At 70.0% G+C, this 19,831-nt stretch carries 15 protein-coding genes and 2 pseudogenes; 8 read left to right on the forward strand and 9 right to left on the reverse strand.

Annotated elements, in window-relative coordinates; translation table 11 throughout:
• The 3 genes from ACFYO0_RS42690 to purU all read right to left on the reverse strand — a co-directional run.
• The coding region (locus ACFYO0_RS42690; protein ID WP_388687111.1) for a serine dehydratase beta chain at window positions 1-422 on the reverse strand (422 nt) is incomplete at its 3' end.
• A 69-nt stretch (window positions 423-491) separates the two neighbouring features.
• The gene (gene glyA / locus ACFYO0_RS42695) at window positions 492-1,772 is read right to left on the reverse strand and encodes a serine hydroxymethyltransferase (protein WP_388687113.1); all 1,281 of its coding nucleotides are present in this window, start codon (window positions 1,770-1,772) and stop codon (window positions 492-494) included.
• A 142-nt stretch (window positions 1,773-1,914) separates the two neighbouring features.
• Window positions 1,915-2,787, reverse strand: coding sequence for a formyltetrahydrofolate deformylase (gene purU / locus ACFYO0_RS42700; RefSeq protein WP_388687114.1), 873 nt, complete (start codon window positions 2,785-2,787; stop codon window positions 1,915-1,917).
• Between the two features lie 279 nt (window positions 2,788-3,066).
• Between purU and ACFYO0_RS42705 the strand changes: the two genes are divergently transcribed.
• The 4 genes and pseudogenes from ACFYO0_RS42705 (at window position 3,067) to ACFYO0_RS42720 (ending at window position 8,593) form a co-directional block, all read left to right on the forward strand.
• Window positions 3,067-5,367 (forward strand): FdhF/YdeP family oxidoreductase, encoded by a 2,301-nt coding sequence (locus tag ACFYO0_RS42705; protein ID WP_388687116.1) that lies wholly within the window; start codon window positions 3,067-3,069, stop codon window positions 5,365-5,367.
• Window positions 5,368-5,507: 140 nt separating this feature from the next.
• A pseudogene (locus ACFYO0_RS42710) lies at window positions 5,508-6,111 on the forward strand (zinc-binding dehydrogenase).
• 150 nt (window positions 6,112-6,261) lie between these two features.
• On the forward strand, window positions 6,262-7,410 hold the full coding sequence (gene solA / locus ACFYO0_RS42715; RefSeq protein WP_388687118.1) for an N-methyl-L-tryptophan oxidase: 1,149 nt from the start codon (window positions 6,262-6,264) through the stop codon (window positions 7,408-7,410).
• A 49-nt stretch (window positions 7,411-7,459) separates the two neighbouring features.
• On the forward strand, window positions 7,460-8,593 hold the full coding sequence (locus ACFYO0_RS42720) for an aromatic ring-hydroxylating dioxygenase subunit alpha (RefSeq protein ID WP_388687234.1): 1,134 nt from the start codon (window positions 7,460-7,462) through the stop codon (window positions 8,591-8,593).
• 307 nt (window positions 8,594-8,900) lie between these two features.
• Here ACFYO0_RS42720 and ACFYO0_RS42725 read toward each other — a convergent pair whose 3' ends face one another.
• Both ACFYO0_RS42725 and ACFYO0_RS42730 read right to left on the reverse strand, forming a co-directional pair.
• Window positions 8,901-9,965, reverse strand: a complete 1,065-nt coding sequence (locus ACFYO0_RS42725) for a chorismate-binding protein (RefSeq protein ID WP_388687235.1) — start codon at window positions 9,963-9,965, stop codon at window positions 8,901-8,903.
• A 141-nt stretch (window positions 9,966-10,106) separates the two neighbouring features.
• On the reverse strand, window positions 10,107-11,828 hold the full coding sequence (locus ACFYO0_RS42730) for a BCCT family transporter (RefSeq protein ID WP_388687119.1): 1,722 nt from the start codon (window positions 11,826-11,828) through the stop codon (window positions 10,107-10,109).
• Between the two features lie 393 nt (window positions 11,829-12,221).
• Here ACFYO0_RS42730 and ACFYO0_RS42735 point away from each other — a divergent pair.
• Window positions 12,222-12,368, forward strand: a pseudogene (locus tag ACFYO0_RS42735) (hypothetical protein); the annotation flags it as partial.
• 9 nt (window positions 12,369-12,377) lie between these two features.
• On the opposite strand, the gene ACFYO0_RS42740 reads toward ACFYO0_RS42735, so the two are convergent.
• From ACFYO0_RS42740 to ACFYO0_RS42755, 4 genes are all read right to left on the reverse strand, one after another.
• Window positions 12,378-12,728, reverse strand: a complete 351-nt coding sequence (locus ACFYO0_RS42740) for a metalloregulator ArsR/SmtB family transcription factor (protein ID WP_344395115.1) — start codon at window positions 12,726-12,728, stop codon at window positions 12,378-12,380.
• 219 nt (window positions 12,729-12,947) lie between these two features.
• Window positions 12,948-13,340, reverse strand: coding sequence for an STAS domain-containing protein (locus ACFYO0_RS42745; protein WP_388687121.1), 393 nt, complete (start codon window positions 13,338-13,340; stop codon window positions 12,948-12,950).
• Window positions 13,341-13,426: 86 nt separating this feature from the next.
• Window positions 13,427-15,160 carry a SulP family inorganic anion transporter gene (locus tag ACFYO0_RS42750; RefSeq protein WP_388687123.1) on the reverse strand — a complete coding sequence of 578 codons (1,734 nt, stop codon included), beginning with the start codon at window positions 15,158-15,160 and terminating at the stop codon, window positions 13,427-13,429.
• On the reverse strand, window positions 15,157-15,498 hold the full coding sequence (locus tag ACFYO0_RS42755; RefSeq protein WP_386349750.1) for an ArsR/SmtB family transcription factor: 342 nt from the start codon (window positions 15,496-15,498) through the stop codon (window positions 15,157-15,159). Before ACFYO0_RS42755 ends, ACFYO0_RS42750 begins: the two co-directional genes overlap by 4 nt.
• 292 nt (window positions 15,499-15,790) lie before the next feature.
• On the opposite strand from ACFYO0_RS42755, the gene ACFYO0_RS42760 reads away from it, so the two are divergent.
• The 3 genes from ACFYO0_RS42760 to ACFYO0_RS42770 are packed head-to-tail and all read left to right on the forward strand — an operon-like array spanning window position 15,791 to window position 19,811.
• Window positions 15,791-16,669 carry a universal stress protein gene (locus ACFYO0_RS42760; protein ID WP_388687125.1) on the forward strand — a complete coding sequence of 293 codons (879 nt, stop codon included), beginning with the start codon at window positions 15,791-15,793 and terminating at the stop codon, window positions 16,667-16,669.
• The gene (locus ACFYO0_RS42765) at window positions 16,666-17,445 is read left to right on the forward strand and encodes an HAD family hydrolase (protein WP_388687126.1); all 780 of its coding nucleotides are present in this window, start codon (window positions 16,666-16,668) and stop codon (window positions 17,443-17,445) included. Before ACFYO0_RS42760 ends, ACFYO0_RS42765 begins: the two co-directional genes overlap by 4 nt.
• Entirely contained in the window at window positions 17,442-19,811 is a 2,370-nt protein-coding gene (locus tag ACFYO0_RS42770) for a glycoside hydrolase family 65 protein (protein WP_388687127.1), read from the forward strand. Before ACFYO0_RS42765 ends, ACFYO0_RS42770 begins: the two co-directional genes overlap by 4 nt.
• The last annotated feature ends 20 nt before the right edge of the window (window positions 19,812-19,831 follow it).

Below are 19,831 nucleotides of genomic sequence, written 5' to 3' on the forward strand. Positions count from 1 at the left end.
GACGCGTCGTACGCCCAGAGCGTCATGCCGTTCGCGTGGTACGGCAGCGTCTTGCGGCGGTGCAGGATCAGGTCGTCGTCGAAGGAGAAAGGGATCTCCTGAGCATCGCCGATCTCGACGCCCAACAGCCGCAGCCTTCCGGTCGACTTGATCCGCTCGACCTCGTGCTCGGCCTGGAGGACGTCGACGGTGTGCGGCTCGTTGCCCTCCAGGCCGAGCAGGACAGCCTTCGGGGTGCCGTGGCCGTGGCCGGTCGCTCCCAGGGAGCCGTACAACTCGGCGTGGACCGTGGTGGTCTCGGCGAGTACACCGTCCTCCTTCAGCCGGGCGGCGAACATGCGTGCCGCGCGCATCGGGCCGACCGTGTGGGAGCTGGACGGGCCGATGCCGATCGAGAACAGGTCGAAGACCGAGATGGCCACGGTGACTCCTCTATACGGGGGGGAGGTACACCCGAACCGGCAGCGGGTCCGGGTGCTCCACCAGGCGACTTACTTGTTCAGACCGGGGTACAGCGGGTGCTTGTCGGCCAGCGCGGACACCCTGGCCTTCAGCGCCTCCGCGTCGGCCTCCCCGAAGGGAGAAGCCGCCTTGAGCGCCTGCGCGATGACGTCCGCGACCTCGGCGAAGTCCTCGGCCCGGAAGCCGCGGGTGGCCAGGGCAGGCGTGCCGATGCGCAGGCCCGAGGTGACCATCGGCGGGCGCGGGTCGTTCGGGACGGCGTTGCGGTTGACCGTAATGCCGACCTCGTGGAGGCGGTCCTCGGCCTGCTGCCCGTCCAGCTCGCTCTCGCGCAGGTCGACCAGGATCAGGTGCACGTCCGTGCCGCCCGACAGCACGTTGACGCCGGCCTCGCGGGCGTCCGGTGCGGTGAGCCGCTCCGCGAGGATCCTCGCGCCCTCGACCGTACGGCGCTGACGCTCCTTGAAGTCCTCGGAGGCGGCGACCTTGAAGGAGACCGCCTTGGCCGCGATCACGTGCTCCAGTGGGCCGCCCTGGAAGCCGGGGAAGACCGAGGAGTTCAGCTTCTTGGCGAAGTTCTTCCTGGCCAGGATGAAGCCGCCGCGCGGGCCGCCCAGCGTCTTGTGGGTGGTGGAGGTGACCACGTCCGCGTACTGGACCGGGTTCGGGTGCAGGCCCGCGGCGACCAGGCCCGCGAAGTGCGCCATGTCGACCCACAGGTACGCCTCGACCTCGTCGGCGATCCGGCGGAACTCGGCGAAGTCCAGCTGCCGTGGGTACGCCGACCAGCCCGCGATGATCACCTTCGGGCGGTGTTCCTTGGCCAGCCGCTCCAGCTCGGCCATGTCGACCAGGCCGGTGGCGGCGTCCACGTGGTAGGCGACCACGTTGAACTGCTTGCCGGAGAAGTTCAGCCGCATACCGTGGGTGAGGTGGCCGCCGTGGGCCAGGTCCAGGCCGAGGACGGTGTCGCCGGGCTGGGCCAGCGCGAAGAGCGCGGCCTGGTTGGCGGAGGCGCCGGAGTGCGGCTGGACGTTGGCGTACTCGGCGTTGAACAGCTCCTTGAGCCGGTCGATCGCGATCTGCTCGGTGATGTCGACGTGCTCGCAGCCGCCGTAGTAGCGGCGGCCCGGGTAGCCCTCGGCGTACTTGTTGGTGAGGACCGAGCCCTGGGCCTCCATGACAGCGACCGGAGCGAAGTTCTCCGAGGCGATCATCTCCAGGGTGGACTGCTGACGGTTCAGCTCGGCGTCGACCGCGGCGGCGACCTCGGGGTCGAGCTCGTGCAGGGGCTGGTTCAGAACGGTCATCTGCGGCTTCCTAGTGTTGGGGCGCAGGGTGCGCCGTACGCCTCGGCGGGGGAGTTGTCGGCGGCGGCTTCGACAGCGGGGGATCGTGCGGCGGAGCCGGCTGAAGAGGTGCGGATTGTGCCGGGCGATGCACCCCGGCTCCTCAGCGGAAGACCACGGTGTGGTGGCCGTTGAGCAGGATGCGGCTCTCGCTGTGCCACTGCACGGCCCGCGCAAGTACCCGGGCCTCGACGTCCCGGCCCATGGTGACCAGCTCGTCGGGGTCGTGCGAGTGGTCCACGCGGACGACGTCCTGCTCGATGATGGGCCCTTCGTCCAGGTCGGGGGTGACGTAGTGGGCGGTGGCCCCGACCAGCTTGACTCCTCGTTGGTGGGCCTGGAGGTAGGGGCGGGCTCCCTTGAAGCTGGGGAGGAAGGAGTGGTGGATGTTGATGGCCCGGCCCTCGAGGCGTTTGCACAGGTCGTCCGAGAGGATCTGCATATAGCGGGCGAGGACGACGAGGTCGATCTCGAACCGCTGTACCAGATCCAGCAGTTCCGCCTCCGCCTCAGCCTTGGTCTGCGGTGTGACGGGGATGTGGTGGAAGGGGATGCCGTGGCTGTGGGCGAGCGGCTCGAAGTCCCGGTGGTTGGAGACGATCGCCGCCACCTCGATGTTGAGGGCGCCGGTGCTCTTACGGAACAGCAGGTCGTTCAGGCAGTGGCCGTACTTGGAGACCATGATCACGGTGCGCGTGGGCGCGGCCGCGTCCCACAGCCGCCATTCGATCCGGTACGCCTCGGCCACCGGGGCGAAATCGGTGCGCAGGCGCTCCAGTGAGGTCTCGGGGTCGGAGACGTCGAAGTGGACGCGCATGAAGAAGCGGCCCTGCAGTCGGTCGTCGAACTGCTGGCTTTCCAGGATGTTCCCGGAGTGGTCGACAAGGAAGCCGCTGACGGCGTGGACCAGGCCGGCCTGGTCGGGGCAGGAGAGGGTGAGGACGAACTCGCGGCCGGGGTCGGGGCGAGGTGACATGACATCACTCCAGTGGTGCGTAATGAGCAACAAGGCGAGCAATACGCAACATGGTCCAAGGGTGAGGGTGTCCGGTCAAGGGTGTGTCTTGACAGAAGTCCGCCGGGCGGGCTTCCTAGGTCATGTTGTGCATTGAGAAATGATCAGCGTAATAAGCAACAAAGCCGCCGCGTGGCCGCGCCACCGCCGCCCGGGCAGCGACGCCAGATGCGGCGTGGTCCGTGAATCCCAGCGGCGGGACGGCTTTCACCGATTCCCACACACCGCGGAGCGCCATACATGACCCGCAAGGCCCCTGCTGAGGACCCTGGCGACGCCCGACTGCGGGTGGGTCCACCGAAGGACTACGCCGCCGGGATTCCGGCGGTCACCTCCTCGCTGCGCCACGCCGGCACCCAGATGGGCGCCCGCCGTGGCCTGCTCACCCTCCTCCAGGTCAACCAGAAGGACGGCTTCGACTGTCCGGGCTGCGCCTGGCCCGAACCGGAACACCGGCACCGTGCGGAGTTCTGCGAGAACGGGGCCAAAGCCGTGGCGGAGGAGGCCACTCTGCGCCGGGTGACCCCGGAGTTCTTCGCCGAGCACAGCCTGGAGGAACTCGCCGGCCGCAGCGACTACTGGCTCGGACAGCAGGGACGCCTCACCCACCCCATGTACCGTCCGGCGGGCAGTGACCACTACCGCCCGATCTCCTGGGAGGACGCGTTCGCCGTGGTCGCCCGGGAGCTCGCCGCCCTCGACCACGCCGACCAGGCCGCCTTCTATACCTCCGGCCGGGCGAGTAACGAGGCAGCCTTCCTCTATCAGCTGTTCGTCCGGATGCTGGGCACCAACAACCTGCCGGACTGCTCCAACATGTGCCACGAGTCCAGCGGTTCGGCCCTGGTCGAGACGATCGGCATCGGCAAGGGCAGCGTCAGCCTGGAGGACCTCCACGCGGCGGACCTGATCCTCGTGGTCGGCCAGAACCCCGGCACCAACCACCCGCGGATGCTCTCCGCCCTGGAGCGGGCCAAGCAGCGCGGCGCCCGCGTCATCGCGGTCAACCCGCTGCCCGAGGCCGGCCTGCTCCGGTTCAAGAACCCCCAGCGGCCGTCCGGCATCGTCGGCGGCGGCACCCAGCTGGCCGACCTCTTCCTGCAGGTCAGGCTGGGCGGCGATCAGGCCCTGTTCCAGGCCTTCAACCGGCTGCTGCTGGAAGCGGAGGACGACACACCCGGCACCGTCCTCGACACCTCCTTCATCACCTCGCACACCCACGGCTTCGAGGCTTTCGCCGAGCACGCCCGCAAGACCTCCTGGGAGGACGTCCTGGAGGCCACCGGGCTGTCCGAGGACGAGATCGGGGTCGCGTTCCGGGAGGTGCTCGCCGCCGAGAAGGTCGTCGTCTGCTGGGCGATGGGCCTCACGCAGCACCGCCACTCCGTCCCGACCATCCGCGATGTCGTCAACTTCCTCCTCCTGCGCGGCAACATCGGCCGTCCCGGCGCCGGGCTGTGCCCGGTGCGCGGCCACTCCAATGTGCAGGGCGACCGGACCATGGGCATCTACGAGAAGCCCGGCGAGGACTTCCTCGACGCCCTCGGCACCGAATTCGGTTTCGAACCGCCAAGCCGCCACGGGCACGACGCGGTCGAGACGATCCGCGCCATGCGTGACGGCAGGGTGAAGGTCTTCGTGGGGCTGGGCGGCAACTTCGTCGCCGCCGCCCCCGACACCGAGGTGACCGAGCAGGCGCTGCGCGGCTGCCGGATCACCGTGCAGATCTCCACCAAGCTCAACCGGTCCCACGCGGTCACCGGGGAACAGGCGCTCATCCTGCCCTGCCTGGGCCGCACCGAGGCCGATCTGCGGCCCGCGGGGCCCCAACTGGTGACGGTGGAGGACTCCATGGGCATGGTGCACCTCTCGCGGGGACGGCTCACCCCGGCCTCCGATCACCTCCGCAGCGAGGTGGCGATCATCTGCGGGATGGCCCGGGCCGCCCTCGGGGCCCGCGAACCGCAGGTGTCCTGGCGGGAGTTCGAGGCCGACTACGACCGCATCCGCGACCGCATCGCACGGGTGATCCCCGGCTTTGAGGACTTCAACGAACGAGTGCGCCGACCCGGCGGCTTCACCCTGCCCCACCCGCCCCGCGACGAGCGCCGCTTCACCACCGCCACCGGCCGGGCCAACTTCACCGTGAACCCGCTGGACATCCTGCGCGTACCGGATGGCCGGCTGCTGCTGCAGACGCTGCGTTCGCACGACCAGTACAACACCACCATCTACGGACTGGACGACCGCTATCGCGGCATCCACCAGGGACGTCGCGTGCTGTTCGTGCACGAGGACGACCTCGCCGCCCGGGGGCTGGCCGACGGCGACCTCGTGGACATCGTCAGTGAGTACGAGGACGGGGTGGAGCGCCGGGCACCGGCCTTCCGCACCGTCGCCTTCCCGACGCCCCGCGGCTGCTGTGCGGCGTACTTCCCGGAGACCAACGTCCTGGTGCCCCTGGACTCCACGGCGGCCATCAGCAACACCCCGACGTCCAAGTCTGTCGTGGTCCGGCTGGAACGTGCTGCTGGGGTGTGACCCACCCCTTGACACCGCTCCTCCGGAGGAAGGAGTGTTTCTCATAGCGCACAGGAGTGCGTCATGTGCAACGTCTGCTGGTGTGAGGCGGCCCGGCACCGCACCTGTCGGTCGTACGGGAACCCGCGAGGAGCTCGACAGTGACACACGAAGTACGCGCCGTCGTCGCCCGGAAACAGGGCGTCCCCGTCTCGGTGGAGACCATCCTGGTGCCGGACCCCGGCCCCGGTGAGGCGCTGGTGCAGGTACAGGCCTGCGGTGTCTGCCATACCGACCTGCACTACCGGGACGGCGGCATCAACGACGAGTTCCCCTTCCTGCTCGGTCACGAGGCCGCCGGCGTCGTCGCGGTGGGCGACGCCGGCGAGGCCGTCCGCGCCCTCACCGGTGGCTTCGGTGCCGACGTCGTCGTGGACGCGGTGGGTCGCCCGGAGACGTACAAGCAGGCCTTCCATGTCCGCGACCTGGCCGGCACCGTCGTCCTGGTCGGTGTCCTTCCCCACCCCGGACATGACCGTCGACCTGCTCCTGCTGGACGTCTTCGGCCGGGGCGGGTCGCTGAAGTCCTCCCGGTACGGCGACTGCCTGCCTTCCCGGGACTTCCCCGCCCTCATCGACCTCTGCCTGCAAGGCCGCTTCGACCTGGCGGGCTTCGTCAGCGAGAGGATCGCCTTGGGCGACGGGGAGGCGGCGTTCGACAAGATGCACCGCAGTGAGGTCCTGCGCTCGGTGGTGGTCCTGTGACCGCGTGGATCGAACCTCCCGGGAGTCCGTGCACGCCGATGGCCCGCCGGTCGGCGTAGCGCATCCGGCGCTGATCCGGCCGCGGAAGCCCGGGAAACCGGCGAGACCGCGAACTTGCGCATTCTCAACATGACCTCAGGAGACGGACATATGCCCTCTTCATACGATGTGATCGTCGTGGGCCTGGGCGGGATGGGCAGCGCAGCCGCCTACCACCTCGCCACCCGAGGCCACCGCGTACTGGGCCTGGAACGCTTCGGCCCGGCCCACAACCTCGGCTCCAGCCACGGCGGTTCACGCATCTACCGGCAGGCCTATTTCGAGGACCCCGCCTATGTGCCGCTGCTGCTCCGCGCGCACGAACTGTGGCAGAAGCTGGCCACCGACTCCGGCCGCGAAGTCTTCACCGAGACCGGCGGCCTGATGATCGGGCGCGAGGAGAGCCTGGCCGTCGCCGGAACCCTGAACAGCGCCCGGCAGTGGGGCCTGGACCACGAGATCCTGGATGCCGCCGACATCCGGCGCCGTTTCCCCACCTTCACCCCGGCCGCCGAGGACATCGCCGTCTACGAGCACAGGGCCGGCGTGGCCCGGCCGGAGGCCACCGTCAGAGCTCACCTGGACCTGGCCCGTGCCCACGGCGCCGAGCTGCACTTCGAGGAACGCGTGCTCGGATGGGAGGACGACGGCCCCGGCAGCAAGGCCTGGGTGGTCACCGACCGAGGCGTCCACACCGCCGACCGGCTCATCTTCGCCCCGGGTGCCTGGGCGCCGAGCCTGCTGTCCGACCTCGGCGTCAGCGTGACGGTGGAACGCCAGGTCATGTACTGGTTCCAGCCCGAGGGCGGCACCGGTCCGTTCACCGCCGACCGGTACCCCGTCTACATCTGGGAGGACCCGGACGGCACCCAGATCTACGGCTTCCCCTCCCTCGACGGCCCGGAGGGCGGAGCCAAGGTCGCCTTCTTCCGCAAGGGCCTCCCCAGCGACCCCGACACCCTCGACCGCCGGATCCACCCGGAGGAGATCGAGGCCATGGCCGAGTACCTGCGTCCGCGCATCCCGGCCCTTCCCGGCCGTTTCCTCAAGGGCGCGGCCTGCATGTACGCCAGTACTCCGGACGAACACTTCGTCCTGTCCCGGCATCCCGAGCATCCGCGCACCACCGTCGCCTGCGGATTCTCCGGACACGGGTTCAAGTTCGTGCCGGTGATCGGCGAGATCCTCGCCGACCTGGCCACCGAAGGCAGCACCGACCACCCCATCGCCCTCTTCGACCCCCGCCGCGTACGCGTCTGACATTCCCGAAGGTGACACGATGACCATCACCAACCTGCCGTCGACCAACCTGCCGTCGACCAACCTGCCGTCCAGCCTGGTCGCCACGCTGCCCGGCGACCACTACACGGACCCCGAGGTCTTCGCCCTGGAGCAGGAGCGCATTGTCGAGTCCATGTGGTTCTGCGCGGCCCGCGCCTCGGAGCTGGCCAAGCCAGGCCAGTTCCGCACCTGCCAGGTCGGACGGGAGAGCGTGCTGATCTCTCGTTCGAGAGACGGTTCGATCAGGGCGTTCCTGAACATCTGCCGGCACCGCGGGGCCAAGCTGTGCACCGCGGAGTCCGGCGAGGTCAAGCGCGCATTCCAGTGCCCGTACCACGCCTGGACCTACGGCCTCGACGGAAAGCTGGTGGCCGCGCCCAACCTGACGTCGATGCCGGACATCGACCGGATTGAATACGGCTTGATCAACGTCCATGTCCGGGAGTGGCTCGGGTACGTGTGGGTGTGCCTGGCGGACACTCCGCCGTCCTTCGAGGAAGACGTGATGGGCGCGGTGACCGAGCGCCTGGGCACCGCCGAGGCGATCGAGCGCTACGACATCGGCAACCTCGAGGTGGGCCGACGGATGACCTACGACGTGAATGCGAACTGGAAGCTCATTATCGAGAACTTCATGGAGTGCTACCACTGCGCCACGATCCACCCGGAGCTGACCGAGGTGCTGCCCGAGTTCGCCGACGGCTTCGCGGCGCAGTACTACGTCGGTCACGGGGCCGAGTTCGGTGGGGAGATCCAGGGTTTCACTGTCGACGGCAGCGAGGGTCTGGACCGCATTCCGGGCGTCTCCGAGGACCAGGACCGCCGCTATTACGCGATCACGGTCACGCCGCAGGTCTTCATCAACCTGGTTCCCGATCACGTCATCTTCCATCGCATGTACCCGATGGCCGTGGACCGCACGGTCGTCGAGTGCGACTGGCTCTATCTCCCGCACGTCGTCGAGAGCGGCAAGGACGTCAGCCGGTCAGTGGAGCTCTTCCACCGCGTCAACCAGCAGGACTTCGACGCCTGTGAGCGCACACAGCCCGGGATGAGCTCCCGCGCCTACGCCAAAGGCGGCGTCCTCGTCCCCAGCGAGCACCATATCGGCGCCTTCCACACCTGGGTGCAGGACAAGCTCGGGGCGATCCCCGCCCGCTGACGGGGCTTGCCCCATACCTGAGGAACCGGGCTGGGTAGCCGTCGCGAATGCGCAGTCCATCCAGCCCCAGAGACCGGCCGTACGGTGTGCCGGTCGGCGTTACGATCAAGCGAGGCTCTGTGCCGGCAGCCGTCCCGCCGCTCTCGCCTGCGCGGTCACCACCCCGGCCGACGCCGACAACCTCGCTGCGCATACCGTCATCGGGGCCGCGTACGGGTGCACACTTTCGGTGGCCGCTGCGGCGTTCTGGAGTCCGAGGCTGCCGGCAAGCCGACCCGGGCGCGTCCGAAGCCGGCTCAATGCCGGTCTACCCCGGGAGGACCGGCTCACCGCTGACGTCGGTTGCGCACGCCACCGCGAGCAGCCGGGACGCCTTCAGCTCGGTCTCGTCCCACTCGCGCTCGGGAGCCGAGCCCCAGGTGATGCCCGCGCCGGTGCCGAAGCGCAGCACAGGGCCGGTCGCGGTCCGCTCGATCCAGAAGGTGCGGATGCCGACGGCCAGTTCGCCGGTGCCGCGGTCGGCGTCGACCCAGCCGACGCCGCCGCAGTACGGGCCGCGGAGTGTGGTTTCCAGCGCCTCGATGATCCGCAGCGCGCTGGACTTGGGGGCGCCGGTCACGGAGCCGGGCGGGAAGGTGGCCGCCAGCAGTTCCGGCCAGCCCGCGCCCTCGGCGAGCTCGCCGCGCACGGTGGAGACCAGGTGCACCAGGCCGGGGTGCTGTTCGACCGCGCACAGCGCGGGCACGGTCACCGAGCCCGTGGCACAGACACGGCCCAGGTCGTTGCGGACCAGGTCCACGATCATCACGTTCTCGGCCCGGTCCTTCGCCAACAGGTCCGCCGCCGTCCGACCGGTGCCCTTGATCGGCCCGGACTCCACGATCCGCCCGGCGCGGCGCAGGAACAGCTCGGGCGAGGCGGTGGCCACCTCAACGCCGTGGGCGGGCAGCCGTACCGTGCCCGCGTACGGAGCCGGGTTACCCCGGGCCAGCAGAGCGGTCAGCGCGTCCACGTCGGCAGGCAGTCCCTCGGGCTCGGGCAGCGGAGCGGACAGTACGCGGCAGAGGTTCGCCTGGTAGACCTCGCCCACCGCGATGCGCTCGCGGATCCGCCGTACTCCCGCGGTGTAGGCGGCGCGGTCGAGCGAGGAGGTCCAGTCACCGACGGCGGGGCCGTGCCAGGCGCCGGGCCGGGGAGCGGGGACGGGTTCGTGCCGTACGTCCCCGAAGCGGGCACAGACCAACCGGCCCTCGAAGTCCGCGACCACCGCCCAGAACCCGGTCGAGTCCAGGGCAGCGGGGTCGCTGGTGACATCCCGTAGGTCAGTGGCGACGAGTTCACCGAACCGGGACAGCGGAGGCAGGCGGGGCAGGACGTCTGCCCGGTGTTGACCCATACCCGAAATGCCTTCTCGTGGGGAGGAGCCACATGGTCATCGTGCCCGCCGCGCGTCCCGGCCCGGTTCGGTGAACTGCCCGGTCGATGCCGGGGCGCGCGGCGCATGGGTGCCCGACTACGTGGTGCGCGCCTCTACCGCGCTGTCCTTGGCCCCGTTCGACGAAGTCCCGTTCTCCAGGCCCTCCTCGATCGCCGTGACGGCCTGGTCGACGAGCCGCTCCTCCTGTTTCTTCCGTTGGGCGGCGAGATAGGCGTGGTGTTCTCGGCGGAAGGACTTGGCCGTGGCGAGGCACATCCCGATCATCACCAGGCTGAAGGGCAGTGCCGTGACGATCGCCGCCGTCTGCAGCGTGGACAGCGACGAAGTTCCCGTGCCGCTGGCGATGAGCAGCGCGATGGCCACGGCCCCCTCGGCGGCGCACCAGAACACGCGGCTCCAGGTCGGCGGCTCGGGGTCGCCGCCGGAGGCCAGCACGTCGACCACATAGCTGCCGGAGTCGGAGGAGGTGACGAAGAACAGCACGATCAGCAGGAGCGCCATCCCGGCGACGAACGCGCCGCCAGGCAGGGTGTCGAGCAACTGGAAGAGCGCGCTGTCCGTACCCACCGTGCCGTCCTCGCCCACCAGTCCACCGTCACCGACCGTCTCGCGGTGGATTGCCGAGCCGCCGAAGATGGCGAACCAGACGAAGGTCAGCAGAGTCGGTACCAGCAGCACACCCGTCACGAACTCACGGACGGTCCGTCCGCGGGAGATGCGGGCGATGAAGACGCCGACGAACGGAGCCCAGGAAATCCACCAGCCCCAGTAGAAGACCGTCCAGCCGCTGACCCATGCGGTGCCCTCGGCGCCCTGGCTGGCGCCGGTGTCGAAGCTCAGCGCGAGGAGGTTCTGCAGATACGCGCCGATGTCCTCGACGAAGCCGTTGAGGATGAACAGGGTCGGGCCCGCGACGAGCACGAACACCATCAACGCGCCGGCCAGGCCCATATTGATGTTCGACAGCCACTTGATGCCCTTGCCGACGCCCGTGACCACGGAGATGGTGGCGAGCAGGGTGATGCCGATGATGAGGACGACCCGCAGGGGCGTGCCGGGGTCGGTCACCCAACCCTGGAGGCCGAGCCCCGCCGAGATCTGCAGGACGCCGAAGCCGAGCGAGGTGGCCACGCCGAAGACGGTCCCGACGACGGCGACGGTGTCGATGGCGTCGCCCCATGCGCCCTTGATCCTTTCGCCGAAGAGCGGCTCCAGAGCCCAGCGGATCGAGATGGGGCGGCCCTTGCGGTGCACGGCGTAGGCGACGGCGAGACCGACCACGACGTAGATGGCCCAGGGGTGGATACCCCAGTGCAGGAACGTCTGGACCATGGCGAACTCGCTCCGCTGGGCCGCGCCCTCACCGACGCCCGGCCTCGGGGAGACGAAGTGGTTCAGCGGCTCGGCGACACCCCAGAAGACCAGCCCGATACCCATACCCGCGGCGAACAGCATCGACAGCCATGAGCCCATGCCGAACTCGGGTCGCTCGTCGTCCTTCCCGAGCTTGATGTCTCCGAAGCGGCCGATACCGACCCACAGGGCAAAGATCACAAAGAGTGAGACGAGGGCGGTGTAGTACCAACCGAGACCACTGATGATCTCCTCCTGCACCGTACTGATGACGTCCTGTGCGGAGTCCTTGAAGATCGTGGCGTAGAGCACGAAGGCAACGATGATGATCGTGGACGGCCAGAAGACACCGGGTGCGATCGTCGCCAAGAAGGGGGAGCGGCCCCCCGGTTTTTCTTGATCCGAGGTGTCACTTGGTGATTTCGCCATCTGGGGTGCAGCCATGCTCTCTTTCCTTCTGTCGTTGGGCTCGGGCATGGTCGGGTCGGACTGCCTGGTGCTGCGGCGACGCAGTGCTCAGGACATGGATGACGGGGGACGGGGCGGCGGCACCGCAGGCACTCGGTGGCACGGTGTTGCGCAATGAGAGATGTTTCTCTGTTGGCGCAACAGAGAACACGCCCTGAGTCTCGCCGTCAAGACCGTCGCGCCGACCGCCGGACCCTCGACCAGGATTGAAATCGACCCGTGACTCATGGGGCGGCCAGCGGCGTTGTACTCGACAAGCCCCTGCCGTAGCGCAAGAGGCATCACCGTGCCTCACCGGCAATGACTGCGCCCGCCCGCGCGCAACGGCCGTCCAAGGCTTCAAACCGAGATCGACCGCATTGCTGGAGGCGCCACGCGGAGCTCGCCGCCGAACGCTACGGGGTCGACGCCCGCGCGCTCCTGCTGGAGGTCGGCCGCCGGGGCGGCCTGGTCGGCGGGCAGGAGGACATGATCGTGGACATCGCCCTCGGCTCTCGGGAGTTGGCCGCCGATTGAGGGCCGGCGTTACGACGGCGGTTTCGGCTGCGTCTGGGCGGCCTGAAGGTCGGCGAGCAGTTCGGCCTGGCCGGCGAGCACGCCGGACAGGATGGTGCGGGCGACCCGGAGCAACTCGGCGATGTGCGGGCTGGTCAGCGAGTAGTACACGGTCGAGCCCTCCTTGCGGGTCACCACCAGGTTCGCCCGCCGCAGCACCGCGAGCTGCTGCGACAGGTGGGCCGGCTCGATGCCCACCTCGGGCAGCATCTCCGCCACGGCGTGCTCGCGCTCGCTCAGCAGCTCCAACACCCGGATGCGTGCGGGATGGCCCAGCGTCTTGAAGAACTCGGCCTTCAGTTGGTACAGCGGGGTCGTCATCGTGCCGCCCTCTCCCCGGCGGAGCAGTACGGCCGTATGGGCCGGTCCTCGGCGCATCGCATCCACCCTCCCCCACTCTTCGGGCGGGGGGACCCCCATCTCGCTTCGCTCGTCACACACATGCGGCCCATCCTCGCGCGCGGCAGCGGCTGCGCCGAATCTGGGGACCGGACGACAGTCTGCCGCCCGCGCTGGAGGATCTGTTGGGGGCCGGTGGTCTCATCTGTGAGCTGCGTGCCCGGGGCGGGGACCGCTGTCCGCCGAGGCGGCCGCTCGTGCCCTGTGTGCCGCGAGCGCGTCGGACAGGTCGGCGTGCACGGGGATGGGCGGGCAGTCACCGACGGGGGCCAGGGATCCGTCGGCGGGGATCGCGGCCAGCTCCAGGCTGCGGCCCGCTTCGGCGAGACGGCGCGCGGCCTCGGTGATCGCCAACCGGCCCTCGGCCGACCAGCTGCGCAGTCCGGTCAGGTCGACGACGACCGGGCCGGTCCCGCGTCCCACCACCCAGCCGACGGCACCCGCGAAGCGGCGAACGGCGTCCAGACCCAGGTATCCGGAGACGGACAGGATGCCGAGGTTCTGCTCGACGGTGTAGCGCCATTCGATGGTCATGGGCGTCAACTTCCTTGCGCGATCAGCCTGTTCGGTCAGAAGGGAGGGCGATCCAGATGCTCTTGGCGGAGTACTCGGCGGAGCACTCATCCGACGGGTTCCTCCGTTTCCTCGTTGAGGGGCCGGGACGTCTGGGCGGGGAGGGCCGGCATGACGCCGGCGCACTCCAGGTGAGTACGGGCGCTCTGGATCGCCTCGGGGGTGGTGGCGTACTCACGCCCCTCCAGGCGCAGCAGTTCCAGCGCGCCGACCGAGTCCAGGACCTGGCGCTGACCGGCGCGGATCCCAGAGGTCATGACGACGATGCCGCGCCGGTGGAGCTTCTCCACCGCGTCCTTGAGGACGAGGGCGCCGGTGGCGTCGATGGTGGACACCCGGGACATCCGCAGGATGACGACGCGTACGTCGGCGACCTCGGCCAGTTCGAGAAGGAAGCGATGGGCGGCGGCGAAGAACAAGGGCCCGTCGATGCGGTAGGCCACGATGTGCTCGGCCAGCAGCGCATGCTCCTCGGCGCTGTGGTCGCCCCGGTCGAGGGGGACCTGGTCCAGGCGGGCCTGCATGGCTACCGCACGCAGGGCCAGTGCACCCGCGACCACCAGGCCGATGATCACCGCGTACACGAGGTCGAGCGCGAGGGTCGCGACGGCGGTCAGCACCAGGATCAGCGCGTCGGAACGGGTGGCCTTCGCCATCGCCCGGAGCGAGCCGACCTCGACCATGCGGATCGCCGTGGCCAGCAGGACGCCCGCCAGCGCGGCGAGCGGGATCCTGGAGACCAGGGGCGCGGCGGCGAAGACGATCACGGCGAGGACCGCCGCGTGGGTGAGAGACGACAGCCGGGAGCCGGCGCCCGTACGGACGTTGACCGCCGTCCGCGCGATCGCGCCGGTCGCGGGCACGCCGCCGAACAGCGGGGCCGCGATGTTGGCCAGACCCTGCCCGAACAACTCGCGCTCCGGGTCGTGCTTCTGGCCGACCGTCATGCCGTCGGCGACCGAGGCCGACAACAGTGACTCCAGGGCTGCCAGCGCCGCCACCGCGACCGCCGGGGCGAACAGGGAGCCGAGTGCGCCCGGGTCCAGGAAGGAGAGAGACGGCGAGGGCAGTCCTGACGGCAGCTCGCCGATCGGCTGCGCGGCGTCCAGGCCGGCCACCTGCGCAACGACGGTGGCCGCGATCACCGCGAGGATGGAGAAGGGGATCGTGGGCCGCAGGCGGACGCCCATCAGCATCACGGCGGCGACCGCCAGGGCGAAAGAGACGGCGGTCCAGTTCGGGTGCTTCGCGAACTCCTCGAGGGCGCGCCAGGTCACCACGAGGACGCGGTCGCCTTCCGGCTTGGGCACCCCCAGGACATTCGGGATCTGCTGCAGACCGATCACGCAGGCGATGCCGAGCGTGAAGCCCTCGACGACCGGGGCAGGCACGTACTGCATGTACTTCCCGGCTCTGAGCAGGGCGAGCGCGACGAGTATCACGCCTGCCATCAGCCCCACGGCCAGAACCCCGGACGGCCCGTGTTCCGCGACGATCGGCACCAGCACCACCGTCATCGCGCCGGTCGGCCCCGACACCTGCAGATTCGAACCGCCGAACACCGCGGCCAGCGCACCGGCGATGACCGCGGTCGCCAGCCCGGCCTCGGCGCCGAGCCCGGAGGAGACACCGAACCCCAGCGCGAGCGGTAGTGCGACGATCGCCACCGTGAGCCCGGCCAGCAGGTCCCGGCGCGGGTCCCGGCGCATCTCCGTCAGATCGGCACGCCCGGGCAGCAGCGCGGTGAGCCGGGCCCCGACCCGGGCGAACGAGTTCCTCATCGCGGAGTCACCTCGGCATCCCGCAGCTCGGCCAGCAGCTCGTTCCGCCCGGCCAGCATCTCGGTCAGGATCCGGCGTGCGGCCTTCATCAGGTCGGCGACGTCCCCGCTGGCGAGCGCGTACACCACTGTCGAGCCCTCGCGCCTGGAGCTGACGATGCCCGACCGACGCAACACCGCCAGCTGCTGCGACAGGCTGGAGGGTTCCACCTCGATCCGGGCCCGCAGCTCCCGTACCGGCATCGGTCCGTCCTGCAGGAGCTCCAGCACCCTTATCCGTACGGGGTGCCCCAGCATCCGGAAGAACTCGGCCTTGGCCTGGTACAGCGGAACGGACACGGCTTCTCGACTTTCCCGACAGAGCCCCACCCGGGGCAATCGAAGGCCGTGTGGGCGGCTACCTGCGAACACAGCCAACACAGCATCTAACCAATTGCGAAATTTTGCAATTCGGCATCAGGTGGCACTACGCGTCGTCCCGGACGGGGCCGCGGGACAGGGCTGGCACAGGGGCCGAATGGCCCAAGCCGTGGACGAACCGCCCCTCCCACCACCCGGGCGTGGATGTCACGGTGGGTGGAACCCGTTGCTGCAGCACGTCTGCGCAGCCCGACGAAAGGCGGTGAGGGACATGGAGCTGCCCCTGATCGTAGGTGTCGACGGATCGGATTCGAGCCTCGTCGCAGTTGACTGGGCGGTCGACGAAGCGGCCCGGCACGGACTGCCGTTGCGACTGGTGTACGCCTCCCTGTGGGAGCGTTACGAAGGGGCCGCCCCGTCCGGGAGCGCTGCTGAACACTCGTCCGAGGAGGTGCTGGCGGACAACATCGTCGGTTCCGCTGCGGAGCGTGCCCGGCGGCGCAATCCCGAGGTGAAGGTCTCCACCGAGGTGGTGCCCGAGGACGCGGCGTCCGCCCTTCTGCTCGAGGGCCACAATGCCTCCGCCCTGGTGACGGGATCGCGTGGCCGCGGTGAGCTGACGGGCCTGCTCCTCGGCTCGGTCTCGCTGGCCGTGGCGTCCCGTGCCCACTGCCCGGTGATCGTGGTGCGCGGCGACAAAGCCGGCCTGGCGGGCAGCCACGAGCGGATCCTGCTCGGCGCGGGCGAGTCCGCGACCGGCGGCGAGGCGGTGCGGTTCGCGTTCCGCGAGGCCGAGGCGCGCAGGTGCACCCTCGATGTCGTACGTGCCTGGCGCTGCCCCGCGCACGAGACCGCCGCTCACCCTCTGCTGGCCGGGGATCCGGCGCACCACCACGAGCAGCAGGCGTCCGCCGTGCTCGATGCCTTGCTCCACGACCCGATGGCGGACAACCCCGGGGTACGGGTTCGCCGTCACACCGTGGAAGGACCGGCCCGCAAGGCGCTGTTGCACCTGTCGGCCGCCGCGGATCTGGTGATTGTCGGGGCGCGGCACCGGTCCGGCCATCTCGGGCTCCAGCTCGGCCGCGTAGGGCACACGCTGCTGCACCACGCGGCGTGCCCGGTGGCGATCGTGCCGCAGCGGGGATGACCGTGCACCGCCCACTCGCCCCTGGGGCGTCCCGCGAAGCGCTCGCACCGGTGCTGCGGGACGTGCGGGCCGTCGTCTTCGACACCGACGGAGTGATCACCGATTCGGCCCGGGTGCACGCCGCGGCCTGGAAAGCGGCCTTCGACGCCTACCTGCGCGCCCACCCGCCCGAAGACCCCGAACAGCGCCGCCCGTTCGACGTTCGGGACGACTATCTGCGCCACGTCGACGGCAAGTCCCGCCTCGACGGCGCCGCCGCGTTCCTGGCCGCACGCGGCATCGAGCCGTCGGATGAGACGGTGCGTGCCGTCGCCGCGGACAAGGAGCGCCTGTTCGTGCAGCGGCTGCGCGAGCACGGCGTCGACGCCTATCCGGGGACCATCCGGCTGGTGCATGCCCTGCGCCGGGCGGGGGTACCCCGAGCGGCGGCCTCCGCGTCCCGCCACGCAGGTGAACTGCTGGCCCGGGCCGGGGCACTCGACCTGTTCGACGTCCTCATGGACGGCGGCGAGGCGGCCCAACTGGGCCTGGCGGGCAAGCCGCAGCCCGACCTGTTCCTGGAAGCGGTCCGCCGGCTCGGCGTCCCCGCCGACCGCGCCGCCGTCGTCGAGGACGCCCTCGCGGGCGTGGAGGCGGGCCGGCGCGGCGGGTTCGCCCTGGTGATCGGCGTGGACCGGACCGCCGGTGAGGACACCGGGGCGCGGCTGCTGCGGCACGGCGCCGACATCGTCGTACGAGACCTGGGAGAACTATGTGGGGGAGGAGCGCCGAAGTGACGGGCTGGAGCTGGGAGTACGAGGGCTACGAACCTGCCGACGAGCGCCTGCGGGAGTCGCTGTGCACCCTGGGCAACGGCTATTTCGCCACCCGTGGCACGCTGCCGGAGTGCGCCGCCGACGAGGTGCATTACCCGGGCACGTATGTGGCCGGCTGCTACAACCGGCTCACCTCCGAGGTCGCGGGACGCCAGGTCGAGAACGAGGACATGGTCAACGTTCCGAACTGGCTCCCCCTGCGCTTCCGCCTCTCCGACGGGCCATGGCTCACCCCCGACACCGCGGCCGTGCTCGACCACCGTCAGATCCTGCACCTGTCGGCAGGGCTGTTGGAGCGCCGGACGCGGTACGACCTGGGCGAAGGACGGGAACTGAGGGTGCGCCAGCAGAGGCTGGTGCACATGGCCGACCCCCATCTGGCCGCACTGCGCACCGAGTTCACGGCCGAGGGCTTCTCGGGCGAACTCCAGGTCGAGGCAGCCCTCGACGGCGGCGTCACCAACTCCGGCGTGCCGCGCTACCGGGACCTGGACGGCCGCCACCTCACCCACGTGCACATCGGTACCGCCGTCCCGGACACGGTGTGGCTGCGCTGCCGCACCCGCACCTCGGACATCCGCATCGGCATGGCGGCCCGCGTCACCGCCGAGGCGCCCGTCTCCATCTCCCATGAAACCCCTTACGCCATCCAGCGGTTGACCCTCGATCTGGCCTCCGGACGCACCGCGACCGTCGACAAGACCGTGGCCCTGCACACGTCCCGCGACCCAGCGATCAGCGACCCGCTCCACGCCGCCGTCGACCGGGTGGGCCAGGCACCCGGCTTCGACGCGCTGGTGGAGTCGCACCTGACTGCCTGGGACCAGCTGTGGCGCCGGGCCGAGCTCGAGGTTCCCGGGGAGGCGGGCCGCATCCTGCGGCTGCACCTCTTCCACGTCCTGCAAACCCTCTCGCCGCACACCGCCGAACTCGACGTCGGTGTGCCGGCGCGGGGACTGCACGGCGAGGCCTATCGCGGGCACGTCTTCTGGGACGAACTGTTCGTCCTGCCCTACCTCAACCTGCACTTGCCGGAGGTCTCCCGCGCCCTGCTCGGCTACCGCCACCGCCGCCTCGAACAGGCCCGGATGAATGCGCGGGCGGCGGGCCGCAGGGGGGCCATGTACCCGTGGCAGAGCGGTAGCGACGGACGCGAGGAGACCCAGCAGCTCCATCTCAACCCGCGCTCCGGACGCTGGCTGTCCGACCATTCCCGGCTCCAGCACCACGTCGGCTCGGCGATCGCGTACAACGTGTGGCAGTACTGCGAGGCCAGCGGCGACATGGAGTTCCTGCACACCAAGGGCGCCGAGATGCTGCTGCAGATCGCCCGCTTCTGGGCGGACGCCGCCGTCTACGACGAGTCCCTCGGACGGCACCGCATCAGGGGTGTGGTCGGCCCCGACGAGTACCACGAGGCGTACCCCGGCGCGCGGGTCCCGGGCCTCGACGACAACGCGTACACGAACCTCACCGCCGCCTGGGTGCTCGCCCGCACACTGGAGCTGTTGGAGGCCCTCCCGGAGCCGCGCCGCCGCGAACTCGTCGAGCGCACAGGTCTGGACGGGGGCGAACTCGAACTGTGGGAGGACGTGTCCCGCACGCTCCACGTGCCCTTCCACGACGACGTCATCAGCCAGTTCGAGGGCTACGGCCGGCTGGAGGAGCTCGACTGGGACGGTTACCGCGAGCGGTACGGCGACATCCGGCGCCTGGACCGGATCCTGGAGGCGGAGGGCGACAGCGTCAACCGCTACCAGGCCTCCAAGCAGGCCGACGTCCTGATGCTCGGCTATCTCTTCTCACCGGCTGAACTGCAGGGCCTTTTCCGCCGGTTGGGCATACCTCTCGATGAGGACACCTGGCAACGCACCGTCGACTACTACCTGCACCGCACCAGCCACGGCTCCACCCTCAGCGGCCTCGTCCACGGCTGGGTGCTGGCCCGGGCCCGTCGGGCGGAGGCCTGGAAGTTCTGCCAGGAGGCCCTGCAGGGCGACATCGCCGACCTGCAGGGCGGTACCACCGGCGAGGGCATCCACCTGGGCGCCATGGCCGGCACCCTGGACTTCGTCCAGCGCGGACTGACCGGCCTGGAGACACGGGGCGGTGCACTGTGGCTCGACCCGGTGCCGCTGCCCGAGCTGTCCTCGTACGGCTTCGCCCTGCGCTACCAGGGGCACTGGGGCGTACGGCTGCGGCTGGAGCGAGAGTTGCTGCGGATCGAGGTGCCGTCGTCCGACGCCTCGCCGATCGACGTACGGCTGCCGGACCGCACGGTGTGCCTGCAGCCGGGGGAGACCGGTCGACTGCTGCTCCCGGAGTGACGGCACTCCCGGGCGCCAGG

The sequence above is a fragment of the Streptomyces sp. NPDC006365 genome (genome assembly GCF_042870755.1).
In the GTDB taxonomy this organism is placed as follows: domain Bacteria; phylum Actinomycetota; class Actinomycetes; order Streptomycetales; family Streptomycetaceae; genus Streptomyces; species Streptomyces xiangluensis.